At 71.0% G+C, this 26,951-nt stretch carries 22 protein-coding genes and 1 pseudogene; 17 read left to right on the top strand and 6 right to left on the bottom strand.

Features of this window, described 5'->3' with window-relative positions:
* Window positions 1-58: 58 nt before the first annotated feature.
* The 4 genes from ABTX60_RS11635 to mutM all read left to right on the top strand — a co-directional run bounded on the left by ABTX60_RS11635 (window position 59) and on the right by mutM (window position 2,704).
* Window positions 59-709 (top strand): YceD family protein, encoded by a 651-nt coding sequence (locus ABTX60_RS11635; RefSeq protein WP_352096887.1) that lies wholly within the window; start codon window positions 59-61, stop codon window positions 707-709.
* A 2-nt stretch (window positions 710-711) separates the two neighbouring features.
* A complete protein-coding gene (gene rpmF, locus ABTX60_RS11640; RefSeq protein ID WP_003951102.1) occupies window positions 712-885 on the top strand; it encodes a 50S ribosomal protein L32 in 174 nt (57 codons plus the stop codon).
* 7 nt (window positions 886-892) lie between these two features.
* Window positions 893-1,741 carry a ribonuclease III gene (gene rnc / locus ABTX60_RS11645; protein ID WP_352096888.1) on the top strand — a complete coding sequence of 283 codons (849 nt, stop codon included), beginning with the start codon at window positions 893-895 and terminating at the stop codon, window positions 1,739-1,741.
* A 102-nt stretch (window positions 1,742-1,843) separates the two neighbouring features.
* Window positions 1,844-2,704 carry a bifunctional DNA-formamidopyrimidine glycosylase/DNA-(apurinic or apyrimidinic site) lyase gene (mutM, locus tag ABTX60_RS11650; RefSeq protein ID WP_352096889.1) on the top strand — a complete coding sequence of 287 codons (861 nt, stop codon included), beginning with the start codon at window positions 1,844-1,846 and terminating at the stop codon, window positions 2,702-2,704.
* Here the strand turns inward: mutM and ABTX60_RS11655 are convergent.
* A complete protein-coding gene (locus ABTX60_RS11655) occupies window positions 2,694-3,092 on the bottom strand; it encodes a winged helix-turn-helix transcriptional regulator (RefSeq protein ID WP_352096890.1) in 399 nt (132 codons plus the stop codon). The genes mutM and ABTX60_RS11655 overlap by 11 nt on opposite strands.
* Window positions 3,093-3,210: 118 nt before the next feature.
* Window positions 3,211-4,347, bottom strand: a complete 1,137-nt coding sequence (locus ABTX60_RS11660) for a CAP domain-containing protein (protein WP_352096891.1) — start codon at window positions 4,345-4,347, stop codon at window positions 3,211-3,213.
* Window positions 4,348-4,508: 161 nt separating this feature from the next.
* Between ABTX60_RS11660 and ABTX60_RS11665 the strand changes: the two genes are divergently transcribed.
* The 4 genes from ABTX60_RS11665 (at window position 4,509) to ABTX60_RS11680 (ending at window position 10,823) form a co-directional block, all read left to right on the top strand.
* Window positions 4,509-4,790 (top strand): acylphosphatase, encoded by a 282-nt coding sequence (locus ABTX60_RS11665; protein WP_352096892.1) that lies wholly within the window; start codon window positions 4,509-4,511, stop codon window positions 4,788-4,790.
* A gap of 378 nt (window positions 4,791-5,168) precedes the next feature.
* The gene (locus ABTX60_RS11670) at window positions 5,169-5,372 is read left to right on the top strand and encodes a hypothetical protein (RefSeq protein ID WP_030852030.1); all 204 of its coding nucleotides are present in this window, start codon (window positions 5,169-5,171) and stop codon (window positions 5,370-5,372) included.
* A gap of 212 nt (window positions 5,373-5,584) precedes the next feature.
* Window positions 5,585-9,181: a chromosome segregation protein SMC gene (smc, locus tag ABTX60_RS11675; protein ID WP_352096893.1), complete on the top strand. Its 3,597-nt coding sequence runs from the start codon at window positions 5,585-5,587 to the stop codon at window positions 9,179-9,181.
* 223 nt (window positions 9,182-9,404) lie between these two features.
* Window positions 9,405-10,823: a sugar porter family MFS transporter gene (locus tag ABTX60_RS11680; RefSeq protein ID WP_352096894.1), complete on the top strand. Its 1,419-nt coding sequence runs from the start codon at window positions 9,405-9,407 to the stop codon at window positions 10,821-10,823.
* A 108-nt stretch (window positions 10,824-10,931) separates the two neighbouring features.
* Here the strand turns inward: ABTX60_RS11680 and ABTX60_RS11685 are convergent, their stop codons facing one another.
* Entirely contained in the window at window positions 10,932-11,903 is a 972-nt protein-coding gene (locus ABTX60_RS11685; RefSeq protein ID WP_352096895.1) for an LLM class flavin-dependent oxidoreductase, read from the bottom strand.
* Between the two features lie 151 nt (window positions 11,904-12,054).
* Between ABTX60_RS11685 and ftsY the strand changes: the two genes are divergently transcribed.
* Window positions 12,055-13,254 carry a signal recognition particle-docking protein FtsY gene (ftsY, locus tag ABTX60_RS11690; protein ID WP_352096896.1) on the top strand — a complete coding sequence of 400 codons (1,200 nt, stop codon included), beginning with the start codon at window positions 12,055-12,057 and terminating at the stop codon, window positions 13,252-13,254.
* Between the two features lie 110 nt (window positions 13,255-13,364).
* Here the strand turns inward: ftsY and ABTX60_RS11695 are convergent, their stop codons facing one another.
* The gene (locus tag ABTX60_RS11695; RefSeq protein ID WP_352096897.1) at window positions 13,365-14,027 is read right to left on the bottom strand and encodes a bifunctional DNA primase/polymerase; all 663 of its coding nucleotides are present in this window, start codon (window positions 14,025-14,027) and stop codon (window positions 13,365-13,367) included.
* Between the two features lie 444 nt (window positions 14,028-14,471).
* Between ABTX60_RS11695 and nsdA the strand changes: the two genes are divergently transcribed.
* The 5 genes from nsdA to ffh all read left to right on the top strand — a co-directional run bounded on the left by nsdA (window position 14,472) and on the right by ffh (window position 22,099).
* Complete coding sequence (nsdA, locus tag ABTX60_RS11700) at window positions 14,472-15,968, top strand: transcriptional repressor NsdA (RefSeq protein WP_352096898.1); 1,497 nt, start codon at window positions 14,472-14,474, stop codon at window positions 15,966-15,968.
* A 338-nt stretch (window positions 15,969-16,306) separates the two neighbouring features.
* Window positions 16,307-17,647 (top strand): ammonium transporter, encoded by a 1,341-nt coding sequence (locus ABTX60_RS11705; RefSeq protein WP_352096899.1) that lies wholly within the window; start codon window positions 16,307-16,309, stop codon window positions 17,645-17,647.
* Window positions 17,644-17,982: a P-II family nitrogen regulator gene (locus ABTX60_RS11710; protein WP_003993253.1), complete on the top strand. Its 339-nt coding sequence runs from the start codon at window positions 17,644-17,646 to the stop codon at window positions 17,980-17,982. Before ABTX60_RS11705 ends, ABTX60_RS11710 begins: the two co-directional genes overlap by 4 nt.
* Window positions 17,983-18,019: 37 nt before the next feature.
* On the top strand, window positions 18,020-20,467 hold the full coding sequence (locus ABTX60_RS11715) for a [protein-PII] uridylyltransferase (protein ID WP_352096900.1): 2,448 nt from the start codon (window positions 18,020-18,022) through the stop codon (window positions 20,465-20,467).
* 81 nt (window positions 20,468-20,548) lie between these two features.
* Complete coding sequence (gene ffh / locus ABTX60_RS11720; protein WP_352096901.1) at window positions 20,549-22,099, top strand: signal recognition particle protein; 1,551 nt, start codon at window positions 20,549-20,551, stop codon at window positions 22,097-22,099.
* Between the two features lie 78 nt (window positions 22,100-22,177).
* Here ffh and ABTX60_RS11725 read toward each other — a convergent pair whose 3' ends face one another.
* Together ABTX60_RS11725 and ABTX60_RS11730 are read right to left on the bottom strand one after the other, a co-directional pair.
* Window positions 22,178-22,780, bottom strand: a complete 603-nt coding sequence (locus ABTX60_RS11725) for a hypothetical protein (RefSeq protein ID WP_352096902.1) — start codon at window positions 22,778-22,780, stop codon at window positions 22,178-22,180.
* Window positions 22,781-22,914: 134 nt separating this feature from the next.
* Complete coding sequence (locus ABTX60_RS11730) at window positions 22,915-23,769, bottom strand: methyltransferase domain-containing protein (RefSeq protein ID WP_352096903.1); 855 nt, start codon at window positions 23,767-23,769, stop codon at window positions 22,915-22,917.
* Window positions 23,770-23,968: 199 nt separating this feature from the next.
* On the opposite strand from ABTX60_RS11730, the pseudogene proS reads away from it, so the two are divergent.
* The 3 genes and pseudogenes from proS (at window position 23,969) to rpsP (ending at window position 26,949) form a co-directional block, all read left to right on the top strand.
* Window positions 23,969-25,382, top strand: a pseudogene (gene proS / locus ABTX60_RS11735) (proline--tRNA ligase).
* Window positions 25,383-25,631: 249 nt separating this feature from the next.
* A complete protein-coding gene (locus tag ABTX60_RS11740) occupies window positions 25,632-26,234 on the top strand; it encodes a hypothetical protein (protein ID WP_352096904.1) in 603 nt (200 codons plus the stop codon).
* A gap of 298 nt (window positions 26,235-26,532) precedes the next feature.
* A complete protein-coding gene (gene rpsP / locus ABTX60_RS11745) occupies window positions 26,533-26,949 on the top strand; it encodes a 30S ribosomal protein S16 (RefSeq protein WP_030852064.1) in 417 nt (138 codons plus the stop codon).
* Window positions 26,950-26,951 lie beyond the last annotated feature (2 nt).

Genomic DNA, 26,951 nt, shown 5'->3' on the forward strand with positions numbered 1-26,951 from the left:
GCTGCCCGGGAACGACGAAGGGCGGCGTACCCCCGAGCTCAGCAGACCGAAAGTTGGAATGGCCCTGAACGCCCGCCTCGACCACCGCAACCCCCTCGTGTTCGATACGCACGAGCTGGGCCGGCGGCCTGGTGCGCTGCAGCGCCTGACCCGCACGGTCGACGCTCCCAAGGACCTCGGTATCAAGGGAGTCATCGGAGTGCCGGAAGGCGCCCCGGTGGAGCTCGAACTCCGCCTGGAGTCGGTCATGGAAGGGGTGCTCGTCACAGGCACCGCCCGTGCCGCGGCCGAGGGGGAGTGCGTAAGGTGTCTGGAGCCGCTCGAGCAGCAGCTCGAAGCGGAGTTCCAGGAGATGTTCTCGTACCCTGACGCCGACGACCGGGGCCGCGTGATCGCGGAACCGGGCGACGACGCCGAGGACGACGAGGACAGGCTCTTCCTCGAGGACGGCTTGTTCGACCTCGAGCCCGTGCTGCGTGATGCGGTGGTGCTCGCACTGCCGATGCAGCCGGTGTGCCGGGAAGACTGCCCCGGGCTGTGTGCCGAGTGCGGCGCGCGGCTGGCGGACGACCCGGACCACCACCATGACGCCGTCGACATCCGTTGGGCGGCATTGCAGGGACTCGCCGGCACCATGAAGGACGGCGAGAAGGACGAGATGAGCGGCGCCGAAGCGGAAGCGGGCGTCGACGAGAAGCAGGAGAAGTAGCCGTGGCTGTTCCGAAGCGGAAGATGTCGCGCAGCAACACGCGCCACCGCCGGTCGCAGTGGAAGGCTGCGGTCCCCACCCTGGTTGCGTGCGAGCGCTGCCACGAGCCCAAGCAGCAGCACATCGCGTGCCCGTCGTGCGGCACCTACAACAAGCGCCAGGTCCTCGAGGTCTGAGCGGCTGGTGAGAGGCACTGTGTCCACGCCTAAGAACAAGTCTTCCCGTGCGAGCGGGAGTGCTCCGGCGGACAACCAGGCCTCGTCCCACACGCTTCTGGAAGGGCGGCTCGGGTACAAGCTCGAGTCCGCCCTTCTGGTGCGCGCACTGACCCACCGGTCGTACGCATACGAGAACGGCGGTCTGCCGACCAACGAGCGCCTGGAGTTCCTCGGGGACTCCGTCCTCGGCCTCGTGGTCACGGACACGCTGTACCGCATCCACCCCGACCTGCCAGAAGGCCAGCTGGCCAAGCTGCGGGCCGCGGTGGTGAACTCGCGTGCGCTCGCCGAGGTGGGCCGCGGGCTCGACCTGGGCTCCTTCATCCGGCTCGGCCGGGGTGAAGAGGGCACGGGCGGCCGGGACAAGGCGTCCATCCTCGCCGACACCCTCGAAGCGGTGATCGGCGCGGTCTACCTGGACCAGGGACTGGACTCGGCGGCGGAGCTCGTGCACCGCCTGTTCGACCCCCTGATCGAGAAGTCTTCGAACCTCGGAGCCGGCCTGGACTGGAAGACCAGTCTCCAGGAGCTCACCGCGACCGAGGGGCTCGGTGTCCCCGAGTACCTGGTCACGGAGACGGGCCCCGATCACGAGAAGACCTTCACTGCTGCTGCCCGCGTCGGAGGCGTCTCGTACGGCACCGGCACCGGCCGCAGCAAGAAGGAGGCGGAGCAGCAGGCCGCCGAGTCCGCGTGGCGGTCCATCCGGGCCGCGGCGGACGAGCGCGCCAAGGCGGCGAAGGACGCCGAGGCGACGCAGACGGCAGCCGTTCAGGCCGCCCACACGGTCTCCGACGGCAGCGTCGGCGGCTGACCGCCGCCGCCCTCACCGGGCGGCAAGCACAGCGCACCCGAGCGCCCGCCCCTGCCCGGGGCGGGCGCTCGCGTCATCCACAGGTCCGTGACGGGGGAGCCCATGCCCGAGTTGCCCGAAGTCGAGGTCGTGCGGCGCGGTCTCGAGCGGTGGGTCGCCCACCGGACCGTCGCCGAGGCCGAGGTGCTGCACCCGCGCGCGGTACGCCGCCATCTCGCGGGCGCCGACGACTTCGCACACCGTCTGAAGGGCCACCGCATCGGCGTCCCCAGCCGGCGCGGCAAGTACCTGTGGCTGCCCCTGGAGGACACCGACCAGTCGGTCCTGGCCCACCTCGGCATGAGCGGCCAGCTCCTGGTCCAGCCGGACACCGCGCCGGACGAGAAGCACCTGCGCATCCGCGTCCGCTTCACCGACGCCCTGGACACCGAACTCCGCTTCGTCGACCAGCGCACCTTCGGCGGCCTCTCGCTGCACGACAACACCCCCGACGGCCTGCCGGACGTCATCGCGCACATCGCCCGGGACCCGCTCGACGAACTCTTCGACGACGAGGCCTTCCACCGGGCGCTGCGCCGCAAGCGGTCCACGATCAAACGGGCCCTGCTCGACCAGTCGCTGATCAGCGGGGTCGGCAACATCTACGCGGACGAGGCCCTGTGGCGCGCCCGCATCCACTACGAGCGCCCGACCGCGACGTTCACCCGCCCCCGCGCCCTGATGCTGCTGGGGCACGTACGGGACGTGATGAACGCCGCCCTCGCGGTGGGCGGCACCAGCTTCGACAGCCTGTACGTCAACGTCAACGGCGAGTCGGGCTACTTCGACCGGTCGCTCGACGCGTACGGGCGCGAGGGCCTGCCCTGCCGGCGCTGTGGGACGCCCATGCGGCGCCGGCCCTGGATGAACCGGTCGAGCTACTACTGCCCGAAGTGCCAGCGGCCGCCCAGGATCACGCCCTAGCGGAGTCGTACCGCTCGCGCGCGGCCAGCACCTGCTCCATGCTGCCCTCCACGAAGTGGATCAGGGCGAGCAGCCGCTCGGCCACGTCCCGCCCGAGCGGCGTCAGTTCGTAGTCCACCCGGGGCGGATTGGTCGGCTGGGCCTCACGGTGGACCAGACCGTCGCGCTCCAGGGCGTGCAGCGTCTGGGACAGCATCTTCTCGCTGACCCCGTCGACGCGGCGGCGCAGCTCGTTGAAGCGCAGCGAACCCTCGTACAGGGCGCCGAGCGCGAGGCCGCCCCAGCGGCCCGTGACGTGCTCCAGCGTGCCGCGCGACGGGCAGGCTTTGGCGAACACGTTGAACGGGAGCTCGTCGAGGCCTTCCGGGAGTCCCTGGGTGGTGGTCATACGCCCAGCGTACGCCAGCACAGCGCTAACTGAAAGGTTGCGCTAACCACGGGTTAGCGCCCTGTGCGGTTACAGACCTTTCCGGGCCCGCCCGTCACCCGGGTGCCGTCAGCAGGGTCTAGTAGCCGAAGTTCTGCGTCCACCAGGGGCCGCCGGAACCGAACTCGACTCCGACGCCCAGCGTCTTGAAGTCGCAGTTCAGTATGTTGGCGCGGTGGCCGGGGCTGTTCATCCAGGCGTCCATCACGGCCGCCGCGGTCGCCTGACCGCGGGCTATGTTCTCCCCGCCGAGGTTGGATATCCCGGCCTTCTCGGCCCGGTCCCAGGGAGTGCGGCCGTCCGGGTCGGTGTGGTCGAAGAAGCCGCGCGCCGCCATGTCCTCGCTGTAGCTCTGGGCCAGGCCGGTGAGAGCGCTGTTGGCGGCGACCGGGCTGCAGCCCACCTTGGCCCGCTCCTCGTTCACGAGGCTGAGCACCTGGGCCGCGGCGGCGGACTCCCCGGACAGGGCGGCGGAGGCGCTGGGGGTCCTCGGCGCCTTCGTGGCAGTGCGGGAAGGCGTGGTGTCCGGCTTCTTGCTCGGGGTGGCCGCCGGCTCCTTCTTCTCCGGAGTCTTCTCCTGCGTCTTCTCGGGCTTGTCCGGCGTCTTCGTCGGCGCGGCCGAGGTCTTCGAGGCGGACGGCGACGGTGTGGCCGAGCGCTCGGCGTCCCGGCTGGTGGACGTGTCGTCCCGGCTGTCGGCGGTGCCGGCGGTGCCGCCCTGCTCGATCGGGGTGTTCGTCGGGGTGTCCCCGGCCTGGACCTTGTCGGCCCCGCCGCCCCCGCCGAGCTTGTAGTTGTCGAGGCCGGGCACCGCGCCCGTGGCGACCGCGACCGTGCCGAGGGCTACGGCGGCGGAGACGCCGAGCAGCCCGGTGCGCATCGGCCGGGCGGCCTTCTTGCGCCGGCGGTGCGAACCTGCGCGCCGGGCGCCGCCGTCGGGCGTGAAGCCGTCGCTCGCGAAGAGGGCCGTGGCGCCGTAGCGGTCACCTGCGGAGGACCCCTCGGATTCCTCGGCGGCGAACAGGTACGCCTCGCTCTTCGCGTAGCTGTCGGCGTACGCCTCCGGGTTCAGATAGGGCGCGATGCCCATCGTCGGAGCGTCGTCCGCGGTGGGGTACAGCGAATCGTGACCCTCCGCGAAGCCTTCGGCGTGGGTGATTCCCGTGGCGCGGCCCGTGGCGGCGCGGCCGGCGTCGGAGCGTCGGTGGCGTCCCATGTCCTGGCCTTCCTCGTCCTGGCGGTCGACTCGTCCTCGAGATCAACACCAAACTCACTCGATCGTGTGAGTTTCATATGAGATTCGTTGAGGGGGGACGGTACCGCATGGCGCAAGTGGAGGAAGTGCCCGGAGCGAGTTCGGGCGGTTAGGTTGCAGTCATGAGCGAGGATGTGCGACTGGTCGCCTGGGTGCGTGGACGCGTCCAAGGTGTGGGTTTCCGCTGGTTCACGCGGGCCAAGGTGTTGGAGATCGGCGGCCTGAGTGGCTTTGCTCTCAATTTGGGCGACGGCCGTGTCCAAGTGGTCGCCGAGGGCGGGCGGGAGGGCTGCGAGGGCCTGCTGGAGTGGCTCCAGGGTGACGACACGCCCGGCCGCGTGGACGGGGTCACCGAGATCTGGGACACACCGCGCGGCGGCTACGAGGGCTTCGCCATCCGCTGATCACGCCCGCCGGGCGGCTCATGAGGCGGCCTCCGGGCGGGGTGCGGGCAGCCGCCCGGAGAGGAAACTTGCTGGTGATTGCCGGAACCGCTTGCCTTGCCCCGCTCCACACGCAAGGATGATCGCCACGCCCCGAGGGCCCCGCAGAAGCCGCAGTACGGCCGTTCCAGGCCGCGCGCGCCCGGGCCGCCCCCCAATACGGGGCGTGATCGTGTTGACCGTCAAACTTTTTGGTGAGACGCTGAAAGCCCCGCGCACCTTAGCTGTTTGGCATGGCTGAACGGCAGTACAACTCCAGGCCGTGCCAGAACCGCGGGTGCGATTCCCTCACGACCCACACCGCAGCGGTCGGTCACGCATTGTGGAGGACCATCCATCATGGCAAAGGCGCTTCTCGGTTACGTCGGCGGCTCCGACCCGCGACTCCTCGCCGAGATGCGACGGCTCCAGCAGCGCGTCCAGGACCTGGAATCCGAGCTCGGACGAATCCAGGCTGAGAACGAGGCGCTCACGGCTGCCGCTTCTCACGACAGGATCATGGAGAGCGTTGACGCACACCAGGCGGAGCCTGCGCTCACCTGATCACTGCACCGCTCCACAACAGCACAGCAGTGGTTGGGCCGCCCGTCACAACCGCCTAGTTGTCTGAAGTGCAAGGGACGCCCTGTCGGCGTCCCTTCTTTCTTGCCCCCGCATCCTTTCACCGTCTTTAACGTCTGATGTGCCCTGCGCGTTCAGCGGCGAAACAGCGGGTTCATGGAGTGAGACACACCCGGGCGGTAGAGTCCGGCGGCGTGCACCTCAAGGCCCTGACCCTCCGCGGGTTCAAGTCGTTCGCCTCGGCGACCACCCTTCGGTTCGAGCCGGGGATCACGTGCGTCGTCGGACCGAACGGCTCGGGCAAGTCCAACGTCGTCGACGCGCTCAGCTGGGTCATGGGCGAGCAGGGCGCCAAGTCGCTGCGCGGCGGCAAGATGGAGGACGTCATCTTCGCCGGCACCACCGGCCGCCCGCCGCTGGGCCGCGCCGAGGTGTCCCTGACCATCGACAACTCCGACGGGGCCCTGCCCATCGAGTACGCCGAGGTCACCATCACGCGGATCATGTTCCGCAACGGCGGCAGCGAGTACCAGATCAACGGCGACACCTGCCGCCTCCTCGACATCCAGGACCTCCTCTCCGACTCCGGCATCGGCCGCGAGATGCACGTGATCGTCGGGCAGGGCCAGCTCGACTCCGTGCTGCACGCCGACCCCATGGGCCGACGCGCCTTCATCGAGGAGGCCGCGGGCGTCCTCAAGCACCGCAAGCGCAAGGAGAAGGCGCTGCGCAAGCTGGACGCGATGCAGGCCAACCTCGCACGCGTGCAGGACCTCACCGACGAGCTGCGGCGCCAGCTCAAGCCGCTCGGCCGCCAGGCCGCCGTCGCCCGCAGGGCCGCCGTCATCCAGGCAGATCTGCGCGACGCCCGTCTGCGTCTCCTGGCCGACGACCTCGTGCGGCTCCGGGAGGCCCTCAAGGCCGAGGTCGCCGACGAGGCCGCGCTGAAGGAGCGCAAGGAGTCCGCCGAGCAGGAGCTGCGCAAGGCGCTCCAGCGTGAGGCCCTTCTGGAGGACGAGGTCCGCCGGCTCGCCCCGCGCCTCCAGCGCGCCCAGCAGACCTGGTACGAGCTCTCCCAGCTCGCCGAGCGTGTGCGCGGCACGATCTCACTGGCCGACGCGCGGGTGAAGAGCGCCACCTCGGCGCCCCCCGAGGAGCGGCGTGGCCGCGACCCGGAGGACATGGAGCGCGAGGCCGCCCGGATCCGTGAGCAGGAGGCCGAGCTGGAGGCGGCCCTGGAGGCGGCCGAACGCGCGCTGGAGGACACGGTCGCCCACCGCGCCGAGCTGGAGCGCGCGCTCACCGAGGAGGAGCGGCGCCTGAAGGACGCCGCCCGCGCCATCGCCGACCGGCGTGAGGGCCTGGCCCGCCTCAGCGGCCAGGTCAACGCCGCCCGCTCCCGCGCGGCCTCCGCCCAGGCCGAGATCGAACGCCTGGCCGCCGCCCGCGACGAGGCGCAGGAACGTGCTGTCGCAGCCCAGGAGGAGTACGAGGCCCTCAAGGCCGAGGTCGACGGTCTCGACGCCGGCGACGCGGAACTCTCCGAGCAGCACGAGGCGGCGAAGCGGCAGCTGACCGAGGCGGAGACCGCCCTCACGGCGGCCCGCGAGGAGGCCACGGCGGCGGAGCGCAAACGCGCCGCCACCCAGGCCCGCCACGAGGCCCTGGCCCTCGGCCTGCGGCGCAAGGACGGCACCGGGACACTGCTCGCGGCGAAGGACCGCCTCTCCGGCCTGCTCGGCCCGGCGGCGGAACTCCTGACGGTGACCCCGGGCCACGAGGTCGCTCTGGCCGCGGCGTTCGGGGCCGCCGCCGACGCCCTGGCCGTGACGTCCCCGTCCGCGGCTGCCGAGGCCATCCGCATGCTGCGCAAGCAGGACGGAGGCCGGGCCACCCTGCTCCTGGCCGGAGATCATCTCCTGGCCGGGGATCATCGCCCTGGGGGCGCGGGGAACTGCGCGACCGGCCACGACGGACCGGCAGACGCACGACACACCTACGCGGCAGACCTGGTCCGCGGGCCCTCCGACCTCATGCCGGCCGTCCGCCGGCTGCTCCACGGCATCGTCGTCGTCAACACCCTCGAAGACGCCGAAGACCTCGTCTACAGCCACCCCCACCTCACCGCGGTCACCGCCGATGGTGACCTCCTGGGCGCCCACTTCGCCCACGGCGGCTCCGCCGGCGCCCCCAGCCTCCTGGAGGTGCAGGCGTCCGTCGACGAGGCCGCGGCGGAGCTGGAGGAGCTGGCCGTCCGCTGCGAGGCGCTCACCGAGACGCAGCACGCGGCGGTCGAGCGGCGCAAGGAAGCGGCCGCCCTGGTCGAGGAGCTGGGGGAGCGGCGCCGGGCCGGCGACCGGGAGAAGTCGGCCGTCGCCCAGCAGCTCGGCCGCCTCGCCGGGCAGGCGCGAGGCGCGGCGGGTGAGGCCGAGCGGTCCGCCGCCGCGGCGGCCCGTGCGCAGGACGCCCTGGACAAGGCGCTCCAGGAGGTCGAGGAACTCGCCGAACGGCTGGCCGTCGCCGAGGAGATGCCGATCGAGGAGGAGCCCGACACCTCCGCTCGGGACCGGCTCGCCGCCGACGGTGCCAACGCACGCCAGACCGAGATGGAGGCCCGTCTCCAGGCCCGTACGCACGAGGAACGGGTCAAGGGACTGGCCGGACGGGCCGAATCCCTCGACCGGGCCGCCCGCGCGGAACGCGAGGCGCGCGCGCGTGCCGAGCAGCGGCGGGCCCGGCTGCGGCACGAGGCGGCCGTCGCCGAGGCAGTCGGCGCGGGTGCCCGGCAGCTGCTCATGCACGTCGAGGTCTCCCTGGCCCGCGCCGACGAGGAGCGCATCGCCGCCGAGGCCGCCAAGGCCCGCCGTGAGCAGGAACTCGCCCGCGCCCGCACCGAGGGGCGTGATCTCAAGGGCGAGCTCGACAAGTTGACGGATTCGGTCCACCGCGGCGAGGTACTCGGCGCCGAGAAGCGGCTGCGCATCGAGCAGCTGGAGACCAAGGCGCTGGAGGAGCTGGGTGTCGAACCGGCCGGACTGGTGGCGGAGTACGGACCGCACCAGCTCGTGCCGCCCTCGCCCCCCGCCGAGGGGGAGGAGCTGCCGGAGGACCCGGAGCACCCGCGCAACCGGCCCAGGACGTTTGTCCGGGCCGAGCAGGAGAAGCGCCTCAAGGCCGCCGAGCGGGCCTACCAGCAGCTCGGCAAGGTGAACCCGCTCGCCTTGGAGGAGTTCGCGGCACTGGAGGAACGCCACCAGTTCCTCAGCGAGCAGCTCGAGGACCTGAAGAAGACGCGGGCGGATCTCCTGCAGGTGGTGAAGGAGGTCGACGAGCGCGTCGAGCAGGTCTTCACGGAGGCCTATCGCGACACGGCCCGGGAGTTCGAGGGCGTCTTCAGCCGGCTGTTCCCCGGTGGTGAGGGGCGGCTGATCCTGACCGACCCCGACAACATGCTCACCACGGGCGTGGACGTCGAGGCGCGTCCGCCGGGCAAGAAGGTCAAGAGGCTGTCGCTGCTCTCCGGCGGGGAGCGGTCGCTGACCGCGGTGGCGATGCTCGTGTCGATCTTCAAGGCGCGGCCCAGCCCGTTCTACGTCATGGACGAGGTCGAGGCCGCTCTCGACGACACCAACCTCCAGCGGCTCATCCGGATCATGCAGGAGCTCCAGGAAGCGTCCCAGCTGATCGTGATCACCCACCAGAAGCGCACCATGGAGGTCGCCGACGCGCTCTACGGCGTCTCCATGCAGGGCGACGGTGTGTCGAAGGTCATCAGCCAGCGCCTCCGTTAAATAGGTGCCCTCTGCACCAGTCTCACCTGCGTGAGTCCTGCGGCTTCAACACTTGAACACATAGCCGACACATCCCTGCCTCAGATTCACAGGTCACGACCTATTGACTTCGAAACTTGAAGGCATAGTCTCGGCAACGTTCCTTTTACCTTCAGGTACCTCAGGTGGCACCTCGAAGGGCTGATCCCCTCCGGCAGCGTTGCCGGTGGCCCGAGGAGTACACGTGACCAGCACAGCGCAGGCACCCAAGTCAGGAGCCAGGACGGCTCACCCCGATCATCTCGGGCACGTCATCTTCATCGCGGCGGCGGCCGCGATGGGCGGTTTCCTCTTCGGCTACGACAGCTCCGTGATCAACGGCGCCGTCGAGGCCATCCGTGACCGCTACGACGTCGGCTCAGCGGCCCTCGCCCAGGTCATCGCCATCGCCCTCATCGGCTGCGCCGTCGGCGCCGCGACCGCCGGCCGCATAGCCGACCGCATCGGCCGCATCCGGTGCATGCAGATCGCGGCGGCCCTCTTCACCGTCAGCGCCGTCGGCTCCGCGCTGCCCTTCGCGCTGTGGGACCTCGCCTTCTGGCGTGTCGTCGGCGGCTTCGCCATCGGCATGGCCTCCGTGATCGGCCCGGCCTACATCGCCGAGGTCGCCCCGCCCGCCTACCGCGGCCGGCTCGGCTCCTTCCAGCAGGCCGCGATCGTCATCGGCATCGCCGTGTCACAGCTGGTCAACTGGGGTCTGCTGAACGCCGCCGGCGGTGACCAGCGCGGCAAGCTGATGGGCCTGGAGGCCTGGCAGGTCATGCTCGGCGTCATGGTCGTCCCGGCCGTCCTCTACGGCCTGCTCTCCTTCGCCATCCCCGAGTCCCCGCGCTTCCTCATCTCCGTGGGCAAGCACGAGCGCGCCCGGGAGATCCTCACCGAGGTCGAGGGCAAGGACGTCGACCTGAACGCCCGTGTCGCCGAGATCGAGGGCGCCATGAAGAGCGAGCACAAGTCGAGCTTCAAGGACCTGCTCGGCGGCGGCTTCTTCTTCAAGCCGATCGTCTGGATCGGCATCGGCCTGTCGGTCTTCCAGCAGTTCGTCGGCATCAACGTGGCGTTCTACTACTCCGCGACGCTGTGGCAGTCGGTCGGCGTCGACCCCGCCGACTCGTTCTTCTACTCCTTCACCACGTCGATCATCAACATCCTCGGCACCGTCATCGCGATGATCTTCGTCGACCGCATCGGCCGCCGACCCCTCGCGATCATCGGCTCGGTCGGCATGGTCGTCGGCCTGGCGCTGGAGGCCTGGGCGTTCTCCCACCACCTCGTCGACGGCAAGCTGCCGGCCACGCAGGGCTGGATCGCCCTGATCGCCGCGCACGTCTTCGTCCTCTTCTTCGCCCTGTCCTGGGGTGTGGTCGTCTGGGTCATGCTCGGCGAGATGTTCCCCAACCGGATCCGCGCCGCCGCCCTGGGTGTGGCCGCCGCCGCGCAGTGGATCGCCAACTGGGCCATCACCGCGAGCTTCCCCTCGCTGGCCGACTGGAACCTCTCCGTGACCTACGTGATCTACACCGCGTTCGCCGCGCTCTCGATCCCGTTCGTCCTGAAGTTCGTCAAGGAGACGAAGGGCAAGGCCCTGGAGGAGATGGGCTAGACCCGTCCCGCGACTCGGGGAGAAGGGCCAAGTCCCCGCTGCCCCTCTCCCCGTAACCCGCCGCCGCCCCGGTTCGGCCACTGCCCGAGCCGGGGCGGCGGTCTGTCGTCACCCGGCCAGCCGGGGCAGCACCCGCTCGCAGAACAGCTGCAGGCTCCGCCACCCCTCCTCCACCGGCATCCCGCCCGCCAGCGGATGCAGGACATACGACTCCAGCCCCAGCGCCACACACGCCTCCGGGGTGAGGATCCGGTACACGCCCTCCGCGCGCAGTTCCTCGACCGTCTCCGCGGCCGACTTCACCGCCGAGCGCATCCCGCCCGGCTGCCAGGAGGCGTACGTCCGGGCCTCGTGCAGGAAGTGCCGCCCGTACCGCGCCCAGGCCCGGTCCGGATCCTCCGCCACGTGCAGCAGGGGCGTCTCGGCGGCGGGCATCATCACCCAGCCCTCGGTGCCGTACTCGACCAGCAGCTCCTTGTAGTACGTCTCCAGCTCCGGCAGATGCGCGCTGGGGAAGAACGGCAGACCGAACCGGGCGGCGCGGCGGGCTGCCGCCCGGGACGAGCCGCCGACCAGGAGCAGCGGGTGCGGTTCGGTGCAGGGGCGCGGGGTGACACGGACCGTGCGCCCCCGGTAGGAGAAGGGCTCGCCCGTCCAGGCCGCCAGCAGTGTCTCCAGCAGCTCGTCCTGCAGTTTCCCGCGCCGGGCGAAGTCCACCCCGAACTGCTCGTACTCCTGAGGCCGGTACCCGATCCCGGCGACCGTCACCAGCCGGCCACCGCTCAGCAGATCCAGCACGGCGATCTCCTCGGCCAGCCGCAGCGGATCGTGCAGGGGGCCGATGATCGCCGAGACGGTCACCGCGACACGCCGGGTCGCCCCGAAGACGGCCCCCGCGAAGGCGAACGGCGACGGCAGCCAGTTGTTGTCCGCCCCGTGGTGCTCCTCCGTCTGCACGGTGCTCACACCCCGGTCGTCGGCGTACCCAGCCATCTCCAGGGCCGCCCGGTAGCGGGCACCGAGCTCGGCGGGCGTCGCCCCGGGAGCGACGAGGTTGAAGCGTGCGACCGTGACGGGCATGGGGGCGTCTCCCTCCGCCGGGCGGGTGTCCGGGGGACGTTAGCTGACGAAGCGTCAGACATCCAGGGGTGTGGAGATCCGGCGGCGCCCGGCCCGGCGGGGCGGTGCGAGCGGGGTGACCCGGGGGCCCATGACTGATACTGGACCCGTTATGGACATCGTCATCCTTGCTGTAGTCATCGCCGTGGTCGTGATCGGCGCGCTCGGCGGGCTCATCGTCGGCAGCCGGCGCAAGAAGCAGCTGCCCCCGCCCCCGCCCGCAGCGCCCGACATCACCGCCCCACCGGCCGAGCCGCATGTCGGCGACGAGGCCGAGACGCCGCGGGAGGAACCGCGGCGCACCATCGAGGAGGTGGATCTCCCGGACGGCTCGGCTCCGGTCGTAGTCGAGGAGCCGCCCGCCGAAGCTCCCGAGATCGAGATCCCGGAACCCACCGCCGGCCGCCTGGTCCGGCTGCGGACCCGGCTCTCCCGCTCGCAGAACGCCCTCGGCAAGGGGCTGCTCACCCTGCTGTCGCGCGAGCACCTCGACGAGGACACCTGGGAGGAGATCGAGGACACGCTGCTCACCGCGGACGTCGGTGTGCAGCCCACCCAGGAACTGGTCGAGCGGCTGCGCGAGCGGGTGAAGGTGCTCGGCACCCGCACCCCCGAGGAACTGCGCACCCTGCTCCGCGAGGAACTGCTCACGCTGGTCGGCCGTGACATGGACCGCGCGGTCAAGACCGAGCCGGAGGACCGCAAGCCGGGCATCGTCATGGTCGTCGGCGTCAACGGCACCGGCAAGACCACCACCACCGGCAAGCTCGCCCGCGTCCTGGTGGCCGACGGCCAGAGCGTCGTGCTCGGCGCCGCCGACACCTTCCGTGCCGCCGCCGCCGATCAGCTCCAGACCTGGGGCGAGCGCGTCGGCGCCCACACCGTGCGCGGACCGGAGGCCGGCGACCCCGCCTCCGTGGCCTTCGACGCGGTCAAGGAGGGCAAGGAGATGGGTGCGAACGTCGTGCTCATCGACACCGCCGGCCGCCTGCACACCAAGACCGGACTCATGGACGAGCTCGGCAAGGTCAAGCGAGTCGTGGAGAAGCAGGCCCCGGTCGACGAGGTGCTGCTCGTCCTGGACGCCACCACCGGCCAGAACGGCCTGGTCCAGGCCCGGGTCTTCTCCGAGGTCGTCGACATCACCGGCATCGTGCTCACCAAGCTCGACGGCACGGCCAAGGGCGGCATCGTGGTCGCGGTCCAGCGCGAGCTGGGCGTCCCGGTCAAGCTCATCGGGCTCGGCGAGGGCGCGGACGACCTGGCGCCGTTCGAGCCGGAGGCGTTCGTTGACGCCCTTATCGGGGAGTGAGCTCGGCACCAGCCGCGGCACGACCTGCGAAGAACCGTACCTGCGCGAGAAGCGCCCGCCCCCGAGGTGCAGTCGGGGCCGGGCGCTTCGCTCTGTGTCCTTGCCCGCGCCTACGCCCGTGAGCGGTGCGCCACGTAGGCCAGGGTGCCCAGCATCAGGCGGGCCTCCGGCGGCCTGGACGCCGAGTCCAGGGCGGGGGAGCGCAGCCAGCGGACCGGGCCCAGGCCGCCGCGGTCGGAGGGCGGTGCCGTGATGAACGCGCCCGGGCCCAGGCCGCACAGGTCGAGGGAGCCCGGGTCGTCCCAGCCCATGCGGTAGAGCAGTCCGGGCAGATCTGCGGCGGCGCCGGGGGCGACGAAGAAGTGGGCGCGGCCGTCCGGGGTCGCCGCGACCGGGCCGACGGGCAGGCCCATGCGCTCCAGCCGGGCCAGCGCGCGGCAGCCGGCGGGCTCGGCCACCTCGATGACGTCGAACGCCCGGCCGACCGGCAGCATCACCGAGGCGCCGGGGAACTCGCCCCACGTCTCGGTCACGGCGTCCAGTGTCGCGCCGGCCGGTAGCGGCGGCGCGAAATCGAGCGGGTGCGCGCCCGGTGCGGGGCAGTCGCCGCGACCGCAGGAGCAGGCACCCGCCGAGGCCCGGGCGCCCGGCACCACGTCCCAGCCCCACAGCCCGGTGTACTCGGCCACGGCCGTGCAGTCCGACGTGCGGCGGCGGCGTGAGCCGGACCGGATGTCGCGCATGCCACGGTTGATGCCGATCGTGAAGCCCATGCCCCCTCCAACGGGTCCGGCGCCCGGCGGTTACGCAGCGGACGCGGTGTGTGACGCTCTGTTTCCGCCTTCCCGGCGGTGGCCCGCTCACTCGGCGCCCGGATGTGTCCGGGGTGGCGTGCCCCGCGGCGCGCGCCCCCGAGTGCATCGCTGCACCCACTCCTGGTTGTGCTGTGTCAAGTGAATCGCGCCCAGGCGTACGTGAGTTCATACGATGGGGTGGCGAATGGTGGCGTTTCCGTGTGAGCCGTGGCTGGACGGGTGATCGTAGGATTACTTTGTGTGCACGAGCCCTGGGGGCACATGCGCTCGTGGGTATGCCGGAGGCAAGTCGTCATTCCGTTCGAAGGGTGACAAGGGACGGACGGACGGCCGTATGAACCGGCATGCTGATAGGGCTTGGCGCACTCGGCGGCAAGTGGTCTCAGGGATGGGGGCGTTCCAGTGAGCGGCAACGGCGGAAGCGGAACGAACGCTGCGAGCGCGACGCACGCTGACAAGCGCCCCAACGAGCTGCTCACCTCCTGGTTCGTACGCAGCGGCTGGTCCAAGGGTGAACTCGCCCGCCAGGTCAACCGCAGGGCACGGCAGTTGGGCGCCAATCACATCTCCACGGACACCTCGCGGGTGCGCCGCTGGCTCGACGGCGAGAACCCCCGCGAGCCGATCCCCAGAATCCTGTCCGAGCTGTTCTCCGAACGCTTCGGCGTCGTCGTCTCCGTCGAGGACCTGGGCCTGCGCACCGCGCGCCAGTCACCCTCCGCGACCGGCGTCGACCTGCCCTGGACGGGCCCGCAGACCGTGGCCCTGCTCAGCGAGTTCTCGCGCAGCGACCTCATGCTGGCGCGGCGCGGCTTCCTCGGGAGCTCGCTGGCCCTCTCTGCGGGCCCGGCCCTCATCGAGCCCATGCAGCGCTGGCTCGTCCCCTCGCCCCCGGCCCCGCGCTCCGAGCCCGGGCCCACGGGCGGCTCCGGGCGCGCCCGCGGCCGGCTCTCCAAGCCGGAGCTGGACCTCCTGGAGTCCACGACGGTGATGTTCCGGCAGTGGGACGCCCAGTGCGGCGGGGGCCTGCGCCGCAAGGCGGTCGTCGGACAGCTGCACGAGGTGACGGACCTCCTCCAGGAGCCCCAGCCGGAGTCGACCACCCGGCGCCTGTTCAAGGTCGCCGCCGAACTGGCCGAGCTGGCCGGCTGGATGTCGTACGACATCGGGCTCCAGCCGACCGCGCAGAAGTACTTCGTCCTCGCGCTGCACGCCGCAAAGGAGGCCGGTGACCGGCCGCTCGGCTCGTACGTGCTGTCCAGCATGAGCCGCCAGATGATCCACCTCGGCCGGCCCGAGGACGCGCTGGAGCTGATCCACCTCGCGCAGTACGGCAGCCGCGACTGCGCCGGTCCGCGCACCCAGTCGATGCTGTATGCGATGGAGGCCCGCGCTTACGCCAACATGGGGCAGCCCGGCAAGTGCAAGCGTGCGGTGCGCATGGCCGAGGACACCTTCTCCGACGCCGACGAGTGGGACGAGCCCGACCCCGACTGGATCCGCTTCTTCTCCGAGGCCGAGCTGCACGGCGAGAACTCCCACTCCTACCGCGACCTGGCCTACGTCGCCGGCCGCAGCCCCGCATACGCCTCGCTGGCCGAGCCCCTGATGAACCAGGCCGTGAAGCTCTTCGCCGAGGACGGCGAGCACCAGCGGTCGTACGCACTGAACCTGATCGGCATGGCCACGGTGCACCTCCTCCAGCGTGAGCCCGAGCGGAGCGCGGTCTTCGCCACCGAGGCCATGCAGGTCGCCAAGAAGGTCCGCTCCGAGCGCGTCAACACCCGGATCCGGAAGACGGTCGACACCGCCGCCCGCGAATTCGGCGACCTCGGCGAGGTCGTCGACCTCACCGAGCGGCTCGCGGCGGAACTGCCCGAGACCGCCGAGGCGGTCTGAAAAGCCGTCCGACCTCCTGAACCCCGGCCGCGGCCGGCCCTCCCGAACCGCCCGACTCGGCTCCCCCATGCCAGGTCATCGGAAGGCCGACCGCGGCCGGTCTGTGCGCCCACGGCTGCCTGAAAGCCGAAGGTTGCGCCACGATAACGATCGGCTCGCCCGCAATCCGGCAGTTCATCGACGCGTAACACAGAACCCGCCTTCGTCACGGCCGCGAAACAACGAGGGGCTTCGACCGAAACCGCGCTGCGTCAATCTCGTGGCGCATAACCGGCCCACCCCTCATTCCGCTCGAGGCTTCGCCCGCACGGGGCCGTACCAATGACGAGGAGACGCCGATGGCACCAGCCATCACCCTTGCCGCAGAAGCGCCCAAGCTGTCTGCCGCGAACACAGGGTTCATGCTCATCTGTTCCGCCCTGGTGATGCTCATGACGCCGGGCCTGGCCTTCTTCTACGGAGGCATGGTCCGCGTCAAGAGCACCCTGAACATGCTGATGATGAGCTTCATCAGCCTCGGGATCGTCACCATCCTGTGGGTGCTGTACGGCTTCTCCATGGCGTTCGGCACCGACTCCGGAAGCCTCATCGGCTGGAACTCCGACTGGCTCGGCCTCGACAAGATCGGCCTGACGGAGCTGTGGCCCGGCTACACCATCCCGGTGTTCGTGTTCATGGTCTTCCAGCTGATGTTCGCGATCATCACCCCCGCCCTGATCAGCGGCGCCCTCGCGGACCGCGTGAAGTTCAGCGCCTGGGCGCTGTTCATCGCCCTGTGGGCCACGATCGTCTACTTCCCGGTCGCGCACTGGGTCTGGGGCGCCGGCGGCTGGGCCTTCGAGCTGGGCGTGATCGACTTCGCCGGTGGTACGGCGGTCCACATCAACGCGGGTGCCGCGGCGCTCGGCGTGATCCTCGTCATCGGCAAGCGCGTCGGTTTCAAGAGGGACCCGATGCGCCCGCACAGCCTGCCGCTGGTCATGCTCGGCGCCGGTCTGCTGTGGTTCGGCTGGTTCGGCTTCAACGCCGGCTCCTGGCTCGGCAACGACGACGGCGTCGGCGCGCTGATGTTCGTCAACACGCAGATCGCCACCGCCGCCGCCATGCTGGCCTGGCTCATCTACGAGAAGATCCGCCACGGCGCGTTCACCACGCTGGGCGCCGCCTCCGGCGCGGTCGCGGGCCTGGTCGCCATCACCCCGTCCGGTGGCGCGGTCACCCCGCTCGGCGCGATCGCCGTCGGTGCCATCGCCGGTGTGCTGTGCGCCATGGCGGTCGGCCTGAAGTACAGGTTCGGCTACGACGACTCCCTCGACGTCGTCGGTGTCCACCTGGTCGGCGGTGTCCTCGGCTCCCTGCTGATCGGCTTCTTCGCCAGCGGCAAGGGCCAGTCCACCGCCGAGGGCCTCTTCTACGGCGGCGGCCTGACCCAGTTCTGGAAGCAGTGCGCCGGTGTCTTCGCGGTCCTCGCCTACTCCCTGATCGTCTCCGCGGTCCTCGCCTTCATCCTCGACAAGACCATGGGCATGCGGGTCACCGAGGACGACGAGGTGGCCGGCATCGACCAGGCCGAGCACGCCGAGACCGCATACGACTTCAGCGGCGCCGGTGGCGGTGCCGCCAAGACGGCCGTCACGGCCCCCGTCGCCGCAGCCGCGAGCAAGAAGGTGGACGCATGAAGCTCATCACCGCCGTCGTCAAGCCGCACCGGCTCGACGAGATCAAGGAGGCCCTGCAGGCCTTCGGCGTACACGGTCTGACGGTCACCGAGGCCAGCGGCTACGGTCGTCAGCGGGGCCACACCGAGGTCTACCGGGGCGCCGAGTACACCGTCGACCTGGTCCCCAAGATCCGCATCGAGGTCCTGGTCGAGGACGACGACGCCGAGCAGCTGATCGACGTCGTGGTCAAGGCGGCCCGCACCGGCAAGATCGGTGACGGCAAGGTCTGGTCGATCCCGGTCGACACGGCCGTACGGGTCCGGACCGGCGAGCGCGGCCCCGACGCGCTCTGAAGACCCTCGAGGCAGGCAACGGAACAGGAGTCGCTGGGTGACGGGTACGGACGTGCAGAAGGAAGCAGAGGACTCGGGACCCAGCGGCTACGCGGCGGCCCGGCTGCGTCTCCTCACCGAGGAGGCGCGGTCCGGGCCGCCGCGCCGTGCGGCCCTGGCCGAACTCACGGACGACTGGCTCACCGGCCTGTTCGCGGCGGGCGCCGAGGAGCTGCGCGGAGCCTCTCTCGTCGCCGTCGGCGGCTACGGGCGGGGCGAGCTGTCCCCGCGCAGCGATCTCGATCTGCTCCTGCTGCACGACGGCGGCGACACCAAGGCCGTCGCCGCCCTGGCCGACCGGCTCTGGTACCCCGTCTGGGACCTGGGCCTGGACCTCGACCACTCCGTCCGCACACCCGCCGAGGCCCGCAAGACCGCCGGTGAGGACCTCAAGGTGCAGCTCGGACTGCTGGACGCCCGGCACATCGCCGGGGACCTCGGCCTCACCAGCTCGCTGCGCACGGCCGTCCTGGCCGACTGGCGCAACCAGGCCCCCAAACGCCTCCCGGAACTGCAGGAACTGTGCGCCGAACGCGCCGAGCGCCAGGGCGAGCTGCAGTACCTGCTGGAACCCGACCTGAAGGAGGCCCGCGGCGGGCTGCGGGACGCCACCGCGCTGCGGGCCGTCGCCGCCTCCTGGCTCGCCGACGCCCCGCGCGAGGGCCTGGCCGACGCCCGGCGCCGGCTCCTGGACGTCCGGGACGCCCTGCACCTGGCCACCGGGCGCGCCACCGACCGGCTCGCCCTCCAGGAGCAGGACCAGGTGGCCGCCGAGCTGGGCCTGCTCGACGCGGACACCTTGTTGCGGCAGGTGTACGAGGCGGCCCGGCTCGTCTCGTACGCCAGTGACGTCACCTGGCGCGAGGTGGGGCGCGTCCTGCGCTCGCGCGCCGTGCGGCCCCGGCTGCGCGCCATGCTGGGCGGTGCGAAACCGACCGCCGAGCGGTCTCCGCTGGCCGAGGGAGTGGTGGAGCAGGACGGCGAGGTGGTGCTCGCCCGCGCCGCGCGCCCCGAACGCGACCCCGTGCTGCCGCTGCGCGCCGCGGCCGCCGCCGCGCAGGCCGGCCTCCCGCTCTCGCTGCACGCCGTACGGCGCCTGGCGGCCACCGTGCGCCCGCTGCCCACGCCCTGGCCCGCCGAGGCCCGCGAACAGCTCGTCACCCTGCTCGGCTCCGGCCGCCCCACCATCGACGTCTGGGAGGCCCTGGAGGCGGAGGGGCTGATCACCCGGCTGCTGCCCGACTGGGAGCGGGTCCGCTGCCGCCCGCAGCGCAACGCCGTGCACCTGTGGACCGTCGACCGGCACCTCATCGAGACCGCGGTGCGCGCCTCCGAGTTCACCCGCCGGGTCAGCCGCCCCGACCTGCTGCTGGTCGCCGCGCTGCTGCACGACATCGGCAAGGGCTGGCCCGGCGACCACTCCGTGGCGGGCGAGATCATCGCCAAGGACGTGGCCACCCGGATCGGCTTCGACCGCCACGACGTCAACGTGATCGCCACCCTCGTACGGCACCACCTCACGCTCATCGACACCGCGACCCGGCGCGACCTGGAGGACCCGGCCACCGTGCGCTCCGTCGCCGAGGCCGTCGGCTCCGAGGGCACCCTGGAACTGCTGCACGCGCTCACTGAGGCCGACGCCCTCGCCACCGGCCCGGCAGCCTGGTCGTCCTGGCGCGGCTCACTCGTCGCCGACCTGGTCAAACGGGTCTCGGCGGTGCTCGCCGGCGACGCCCCGGACGACCCCGAGGAGGCCGCGCCGACCGCCGAGCAGGAGCGGCTCGCACTGGAGGCGGCGGCGACGGGCAGCCCGGTGCTCTCGCTGCGGGCCCAGACCGAGCCGCCCGCCGGGCAGGAACCGTCCGGTGACCCCGAGCCGCTCGGCGTGGAGCTGCTCATCGCCGTGCCCGACCAGCCCGGGGTGCTGCCCGCGGTGGCCGGCGTCCTCGCCATGCACCGGCTGACCGTACGCACCGCCGAGCTCCGCTCCCTGCACCTCCCGGACGGCGTGGACGGCTCCGTCCTGCTGCTGGACTGGCGCGTCGCCGCCGAGTACGGCTCGCTGCCGCAGGCCGCCCGGCTGCGCTCGGACCTCGTCCGGGCCCTGGACGGCTCCCTGGACATCGCCGGCCGCCTCGCCGAACGGGACGCGGCCTATCCGCGCCGCCGGGGCGTGATCGCCCCCGCGGCCCGGGTCTCGGTCCACCCGGCCGCCTCCCGGCTGGCCACGGTCATCGAGGTCCGCTCCCAGGACGCCCCGGGCCTGCTGTTCCGTATCGGCCGCGCCCTGGACGACGCGAACGTGCAGGTGCGCAGCGCCCACGTCTCCACGCTCGGCGCCAACGCCGTCGACGCCTTCTACGTGACCGGCCCGGAAGGCGCGCCGCTGCCCGGGGACGAGGCGGCGGCGGTGGCCCGGAAGCTGGAGGAGACACTGCGGGGGTGAGGCCGACCCGGCGACTTGTCACGCCGGGATACCCTGGAGGGCGATTCCCTGTAGCCACCGACCCCGAGGACCGCGAGCGCCGTGTTCGATACTCTTTCCGATCGCCTCTCAGCGACCTTCAAGAACCTGCGCGGCAAGGGACGGCTCTCCGAGGCGGACATCGACGCCACGGCGCGCGAGATCCGGATCGCGCTGCTCGAGGCGGACGTGGCGCTGCCCGTCGTCCGGACGTTCATCAAGAACGTCAAGGAGCGCGCCCTCGGTGCCGACGTCAGCAAGGCGCTGAACCCCGCCCAGCAGGTCCTCAAGATCGTCAACGAGGAACTGGTCACGATCCTCGGCGGCGAGACCCGGCGCCTGCGCTTCGCCAAGCAGCCGCCCACCGTGATCATGCTGGCGGGTCTGCAGGGTGCCGGTAAGACCACCCTCGCGGGCAAGCTCGGCCGCTGGCTGAAGGAGCAGGGCCACTCGCCGCTGCTGGTCGCCTGTGACCTCCAGCGCCCCAACGCCGTGAACCAGCTCAGCGTCGTCGCCGACCGCGCGGGCGTCAGCGTCTACGCCCCCGAGCCGGGCAACGGCGTCGGTGACCCGGTCAAGGTCGCCAAGGACTCCATCGAGCACGCCAGGTCCAAGGTCCACGACATCGTGATCGTGGACACCGCCGGCCGTCTCGGCATCGACCAGGAGATGATGCGGCAGGCCGCGGACATCCGCGACGCCGTCTCCCCGGACGAGATCCTGTTCGTCGTCGACGCGATGATCGGCCAGGACGCCGTCAACACCGCCGAGGCCTTCCGCGACGGCGTCGGCTTCGACGGCGTGGTGCTCTCCAAGCTCGACGGTGACGCCCGCGGTGGTGCCGCCCTGTCGATCCGGCAGATCACCGGCAAGCCGATCATGTTCGCCTCCAACGGCGAGAAGCTCGACGACTTCGACGCCTTCCACCCTGACCGGATGGCCTCCCGCATCCTCGACATGGGTGACCTGCTCACCCTGATCGAGCAGGCGGAGAAGACGTTCAGCCAGGAAGAGGCCGAGAAGATGGCCTCCAAGCTGGCGTCCAAGAAGGGCCAGGACTTCACCCTGGACGACTTCCTGGCCCAGATGGAGCAGGTCCGCAAGATGGGCTCCATCTCCAAGCTGCTCGGCATGCTGCCCGGCATGGGCCAGATGAAGGACCAGATCGCCAACCTCGACGAGCGGGACGTCGACCGCACGGCCGCCATCATCAAGTCGATGACCCCGGCCGAGCGCCAGGAGCCGACGATCATCAACGGCTCGCGCCGCGCCCGTATCGCCAGGGGCTCCGGCGTCGAGGTCAGCGCGGTGAAGAACCTGGTCGAGAGGTTCTTCGAGGCCCGCAAGATGATGTCCCGCATGGCCCAGGGCGGCGGCATGCCCGGGATGCCGGGGATGCCCGGCATGGGCGGTGGCCCCGGCCGGACGAAGAAGAAGCAGAAGCAGGCCAAGGGCAAGCAGCGCTCCGGCAACCCGATGAAGCGCAAGCAGCAGGAGCAGGAGGAGGCCGCCCGCCGGGCCGCCGCGGCCGAGGGCGGCAGCGCCTTCGGGCTGCCGCAGCAGGGCGGCAAGGACTTCGAACTGCCCGACGAGTTCAAGAAGTTCATGGGCTGACGGCCCGTCCGAACGGCACTGAGGGCGCCCCCTCTTTTGGAGGGGGGCGCCCTCAGTCATGTGCCGGTGCTTCGCCGGTCAGCCGTTCGGGAACTTCCAGACGTACGGCTCGCCGTCCTCCTCGGACCAGTGGACCTCCACGCTCTTGGCGTTCGCCGGGACCACGTACGTCTCGCAGAAGACATGGCTCTCGCCCTGCTTCCAGCTCTCGACGTCGTACGGGTCCTCGCAGCCCGCGGCGTCCTCGGAGGCACCGATGAGGACCGAGCCGCGCTGCCCGTCGGCGAACACCGTGGTGCCGTCGTGCACGTCGGAGCCCTCGGTGAGGGCGGGTCCGCTCTTGTGCGTGTACTTCACGTATGCGACGGCCAGCGCCTTGCCCTTGACCTTGTCCGGCTCGGAGACGGCCTTCGCCGCCTCCGCTTCGGTGCCGACCTCGACCTTCTGCGCCAGGACCTCGTAGGTGACCTCGCCGGGGTCCTCCGCGACCTTGCCCGTGGCGCTCTCGCCGGCGCCCATCTCGCCGCCGGATGTGGGCTCCGGCGACGGCGAGGCCTTGGCCTGGGCGGTGCCCGTGCTCTTCGCGTCGGCGGTGTCGTCGCCGCCCCCGCAGGCGGTGAGCGTCAGGGCGAGGACGGCGACGGGCGCGACGAGGCGCAGCGCGGTCTGGTGGTGCGGCACAGCAGCTCCTGTATGCAGATGTGTAGGTCCCCCGAGCGGTGGATCACTTTAAGCGTTCATGATCCACTTGGTGGAACCGAAAGCTGCTCTTGGTGTTTCCTTCACACCATTCACACCTGCATCGTGTGCTGTCCTCAGGGTGTCCGGGCGATCAGGTACCGGAAGACGTTCGGCATCCACACCGTCCCGTCCTGCCGCCGGTGCGGATGCAGGGCCTCGGTCAGCTCCTTGTCGACCTGCACCTGGTCCGTCGCCGTCATCGCCGCGTCGAACAGACCCGTCGATTTCAGGCCGCGTACCGCGCTGTCCACGTCGGCGTAACCGAAGGGGCACGCCACCCGCCCCGACCCGTCCGGCCTGAGTCCGGCCCGGTGAGCGACGTCCTCCAGGTCGTCGCGACAGGCTGGGCGCCAGCTGCCCGAGGTGCGCAGCGGCTCCGCCAGCTTCGTGGCCACCCGCATCACCGACGCCGTGGCGCAGCGCTCCGGCGGACCCCAGCCGGCCAGCACCACCGTCGCGCCGCGCCGGGCGAGCGGCGTCGCCTCCGCGAGCAGTCCGGCCAGCCCCTCCGAGTCGCCCGCCAGGCACCCGATCGGCTCGAACGCGGTCACCAGGGTGTAGCCCGGAGCGCCCGGCTCCGCCGTGTCCCGGGGCGAGCCGTCGACCAGCCGGGTGCTCGGACGCGCCCGTGTGCCCGACGCCTCGGGCAGCAGCCGCTCCCGCGCCAGGGCCATTCTTTCGGAGGAAGCGTCGACACCGGTGACCGCCGCTCCCCGGGCGGCGGCCATCAGCAGGGAGAGCCCGGAACCGCAGCCGAGACCGAGCAGCCGCGTCGCGGGACCGACGTCCAGTCGCTCGTAGACGGCCTCGTAGAGCGGTACGAGCATCCGCTCCTGGATCTCGGACCAGTCACGCGCGCGTGCACGCAGGTCCACGCGGGGTGCGGCCCCCGCGTGAGGCAGGTGCTGCCGCACGAGCGTAGGTGTCATAAGTAAGCGCCCCAATCCGCCGAGAGTTGCCTCTTGCCCGATTCCATGGCCCCCGTGACAGTGCGCTCGCACTACCCCCGTATGCCAGGAAACTCCCCCCTCGACCCGTCGTCCAGTGGAATGCGGCAGGGTCTGTGAGTTGTCATGTGCCTATGGCGAGATTTCACATTCCGGCAATCTGGGCGCGTAGCATCCCGCCATGGCGAAGGCACCTGTTCTCACCCCCCGGGCGGACGATTTCCCGCGCTGGTACCAGGACTTGATCACCAAGGCGGAGCTCGCCGACAACGGTCCGGTGCGCGGCACCATGGTCATCCGGCCGTACGGGTACGGGCTGTGGGAGCGGATGCAGGCGGAGATGGACGCCCGCATTAAGGAGACGGGCACCCAGAACGCGTACTTCCCCCTGCTCATCCCCGAGTCGTACCTCGCCCGGGAGGCCGACCACGTCGAGGGCTTCGCGCCCGAGCTGGCCGTCGTCACCCACGGCGGCGGCAAGGAGCTCGAAGAGCCGGCCGTGCCGTCCCACCTCCGAGATGATCATCAACGAGTACTTCTCGAAGTGGGTGCAGAGCTACCGCGATCTGCCGCTGCTCATCAACCAGTGGGCGAACGTCGTGCGCTGGGAACTGCGGCCCCGGCTGTTCCTGCGGACGTCCGAGTTCCTCTGGCAGGAGGGTCACACCGCGCACGCCACCCAGGAGGAGGCGCGTGATTTCGCCGCGCACATCCACCGGCGGGTCTACGAGGACTTCATGCTGAACGTCCTCGCGATGGACGTGGTCCCGGGCCGCAAGACCGTCCGGGAGCGGTTCGCGGGCGCGATCAACACCCTCACCCTCGAAGGCATGATGGGCGACGGCAAGGCCCTGCAGATGGCCACGAGCCACGAACTGGGCCAGAACTTCGCGAAGGCCTTCCACACGCAGTACCTCTCCAAGGACGGCCGGCAGGAGCTGGTCTGGCAGACCTCCTGGGGTTCCACCACCCGTATGATCGGCGCCCTGGTGATGATGCACGGCGACGACAACGGTTTGCGCGTCCCGCCGCGGCTGGCGCGGATCCAGGCCGTCGTGCTCGCGATCAAGGGCGACGAGGCGGTTCTGGCCAAGGTCCGCGAGGTCGGCGACCGGCTGAAGGCGGCCGGTGTCCGCGTCCACGTCGACGACCGCACCGACACCCCCTTCGGCCGTCGCGCGGTCGACTGGGAGCTCAAGGGCGTGCCGGTGCGGATCGAGATCGGCCCGCGCGACCTGGAGAACGGCACCGCGATGCTGGCCCGCCGCATCCCGGGAGGCAAGGAGCCGGTGGCGCTGGACGACCTCGCCGAACTGCTCCCGAAGATCCTCGAGGAAGACCAGGCGCTGCTGCTCCGGCAGTCCCGCGAGCGCCGTGAGTCCCGGACGGCCGAGGTCTCGACCCCGGCGGAGGCCGTCGAGGCCGCCACGGCGGGAGGCTGGGCGCGCATTCCGTGGGCCGCGCTCGGCCCCGAGGGCGAGGCCCGGCTGGCCGATCACGCGGTGACCGTACGGTGTCTGGTCGCCGAGGACGGGTCGGTGCCGGACGCCGACGACGCACCCGGTAACGTCGCGGTCGTCGCACGCGCTTACTGAGTGAGGGCAAGGCGGCCGAAACGCCCCTTGCGGAACCACAGACCTCTGTCGCCCCGGCGCGCGAACGCGTCTTACGTGCTGGGGCGTACGCGGGACTACGCACCACCTTGTGGTGAGCTGTGAGGCTTCTCCACAGATCTACGCACCCGCCCTCGTCAGGACGCATCAGAGGCAACTGACGGGTACGTGCAAATTATTTGGGATGGCCCGGAATCGGAACACTGGGGCACCCCGGCTCGTTGTCATTACGTGAGCACGACACAGACACCACCTGTTCTCGCCGCAGAGCTGGCACAGGCGTGGGCCGATATTCAGCGGTACCACCCCGAGCTGCCCGACCTTGCCGCGCCAGAGTCCCTGATCGGGGAGTCGTCGTCCGCGTGCGGTCACGAGCTCTCCTTCGAGCGACTGCTCCATGAGGCAGTCCATGGCATCGCCGCCTCGCGCGGCGTCCGCGACACCTCCCGTGCCGGCCGCTACCACAACCGCAGATTCCTCGCGATCGCCGAGGAGCTGGGCCTGGACCACCCCGAGGAACCGCATCCCAGCAGCGGCTTCTCCCTGGTCACGCTCACGCCCGAGGCGAAGCGGCGTTACCGCTCGACGATGGAGCGTCTCCAGCGCGCCCTGAAGGCCCACACCGCCGCGACCTCCTCCGACACGTCCCGCACCTTCCGGGGACCGGCCGCCCGGCACGGCTCCTCGGGCGGCGGTGTACGCGTCAAGGCGGTCTGCGACTGCGGCCGCAACGTCCGAGTCGTCCCGTCCGTACTCGCCCAGGCCCCGATCGTCTGCGGCGGCTGCGGCAAGCCGTTCCGGATCCCGGACATCGTGGGAGCGGTAGCGAGCTGACGCCGTCCGGCACCGGCATCTCGTGGCTGCCGGTCCACGGCGCAGGGCTCGGGTCGCCGGCGCACCCGACGTGCCTCACCTCTCACGTCGGGTGCGCCGTCGGCGTGCCCGCGCAGCGGATCGGGCCCCCGGCCCGGAGTGACTCGCGGGGTGTGGCACAATGGCTAGCTGTACTCGACAGCCGCACAGGAACCCTCTCGCCTCCGGCTGACGCGTCCATCGGGCACTCGGGTACCGCAACCCCACGCGGCATTTCTCGCCGTGCCCAACCACGTCAAATCCAGGAGAACCCACTCCCGTGGCAGTCAAGATCAAGCTGAAGCGTCTGGGCAAGATCCGTTCGCCTCACTACCGCATCGTCGTCGCCGACTCCCGTACCCGCCGTGACGGCCGGGCCATCGAGGAGATCGGCAAGTACCACCCGACGTACAACCCGTCGGTGATCGAGGTCGACGCCGAGCGCGTGGCGTACTGGCTCGGTGTCGGCGCCCAGCCGACCGAGCCCGTGATGGCCATCCTCAAGAAGACCGGCGACTGGCAGAAGTTCAAGGGCGAGCCCGCCCCGGCTCCGCTGCTGACGCAGCCGGAGAAGGCCGCGCGCCCGTCGTTCGAGGCCATCGGCGGCGACGACGAGGGCAAGGGTGAGGCGATCACCCAGAAGAAGAAGGCCGAGAAGAAGGACGAGGCCGCCGAGTCCGCTTCGACCGAGGCCTGAGC

The sequence above is a fragment of the Streptomyces sp. NPDC126510 genome (genome assembly GCF_040302345.1).
GTDB lineage: Bacteria > Actinomycetota > Actinomycetes > Streptomycetales > Streptomycetaceae > Streptomyces.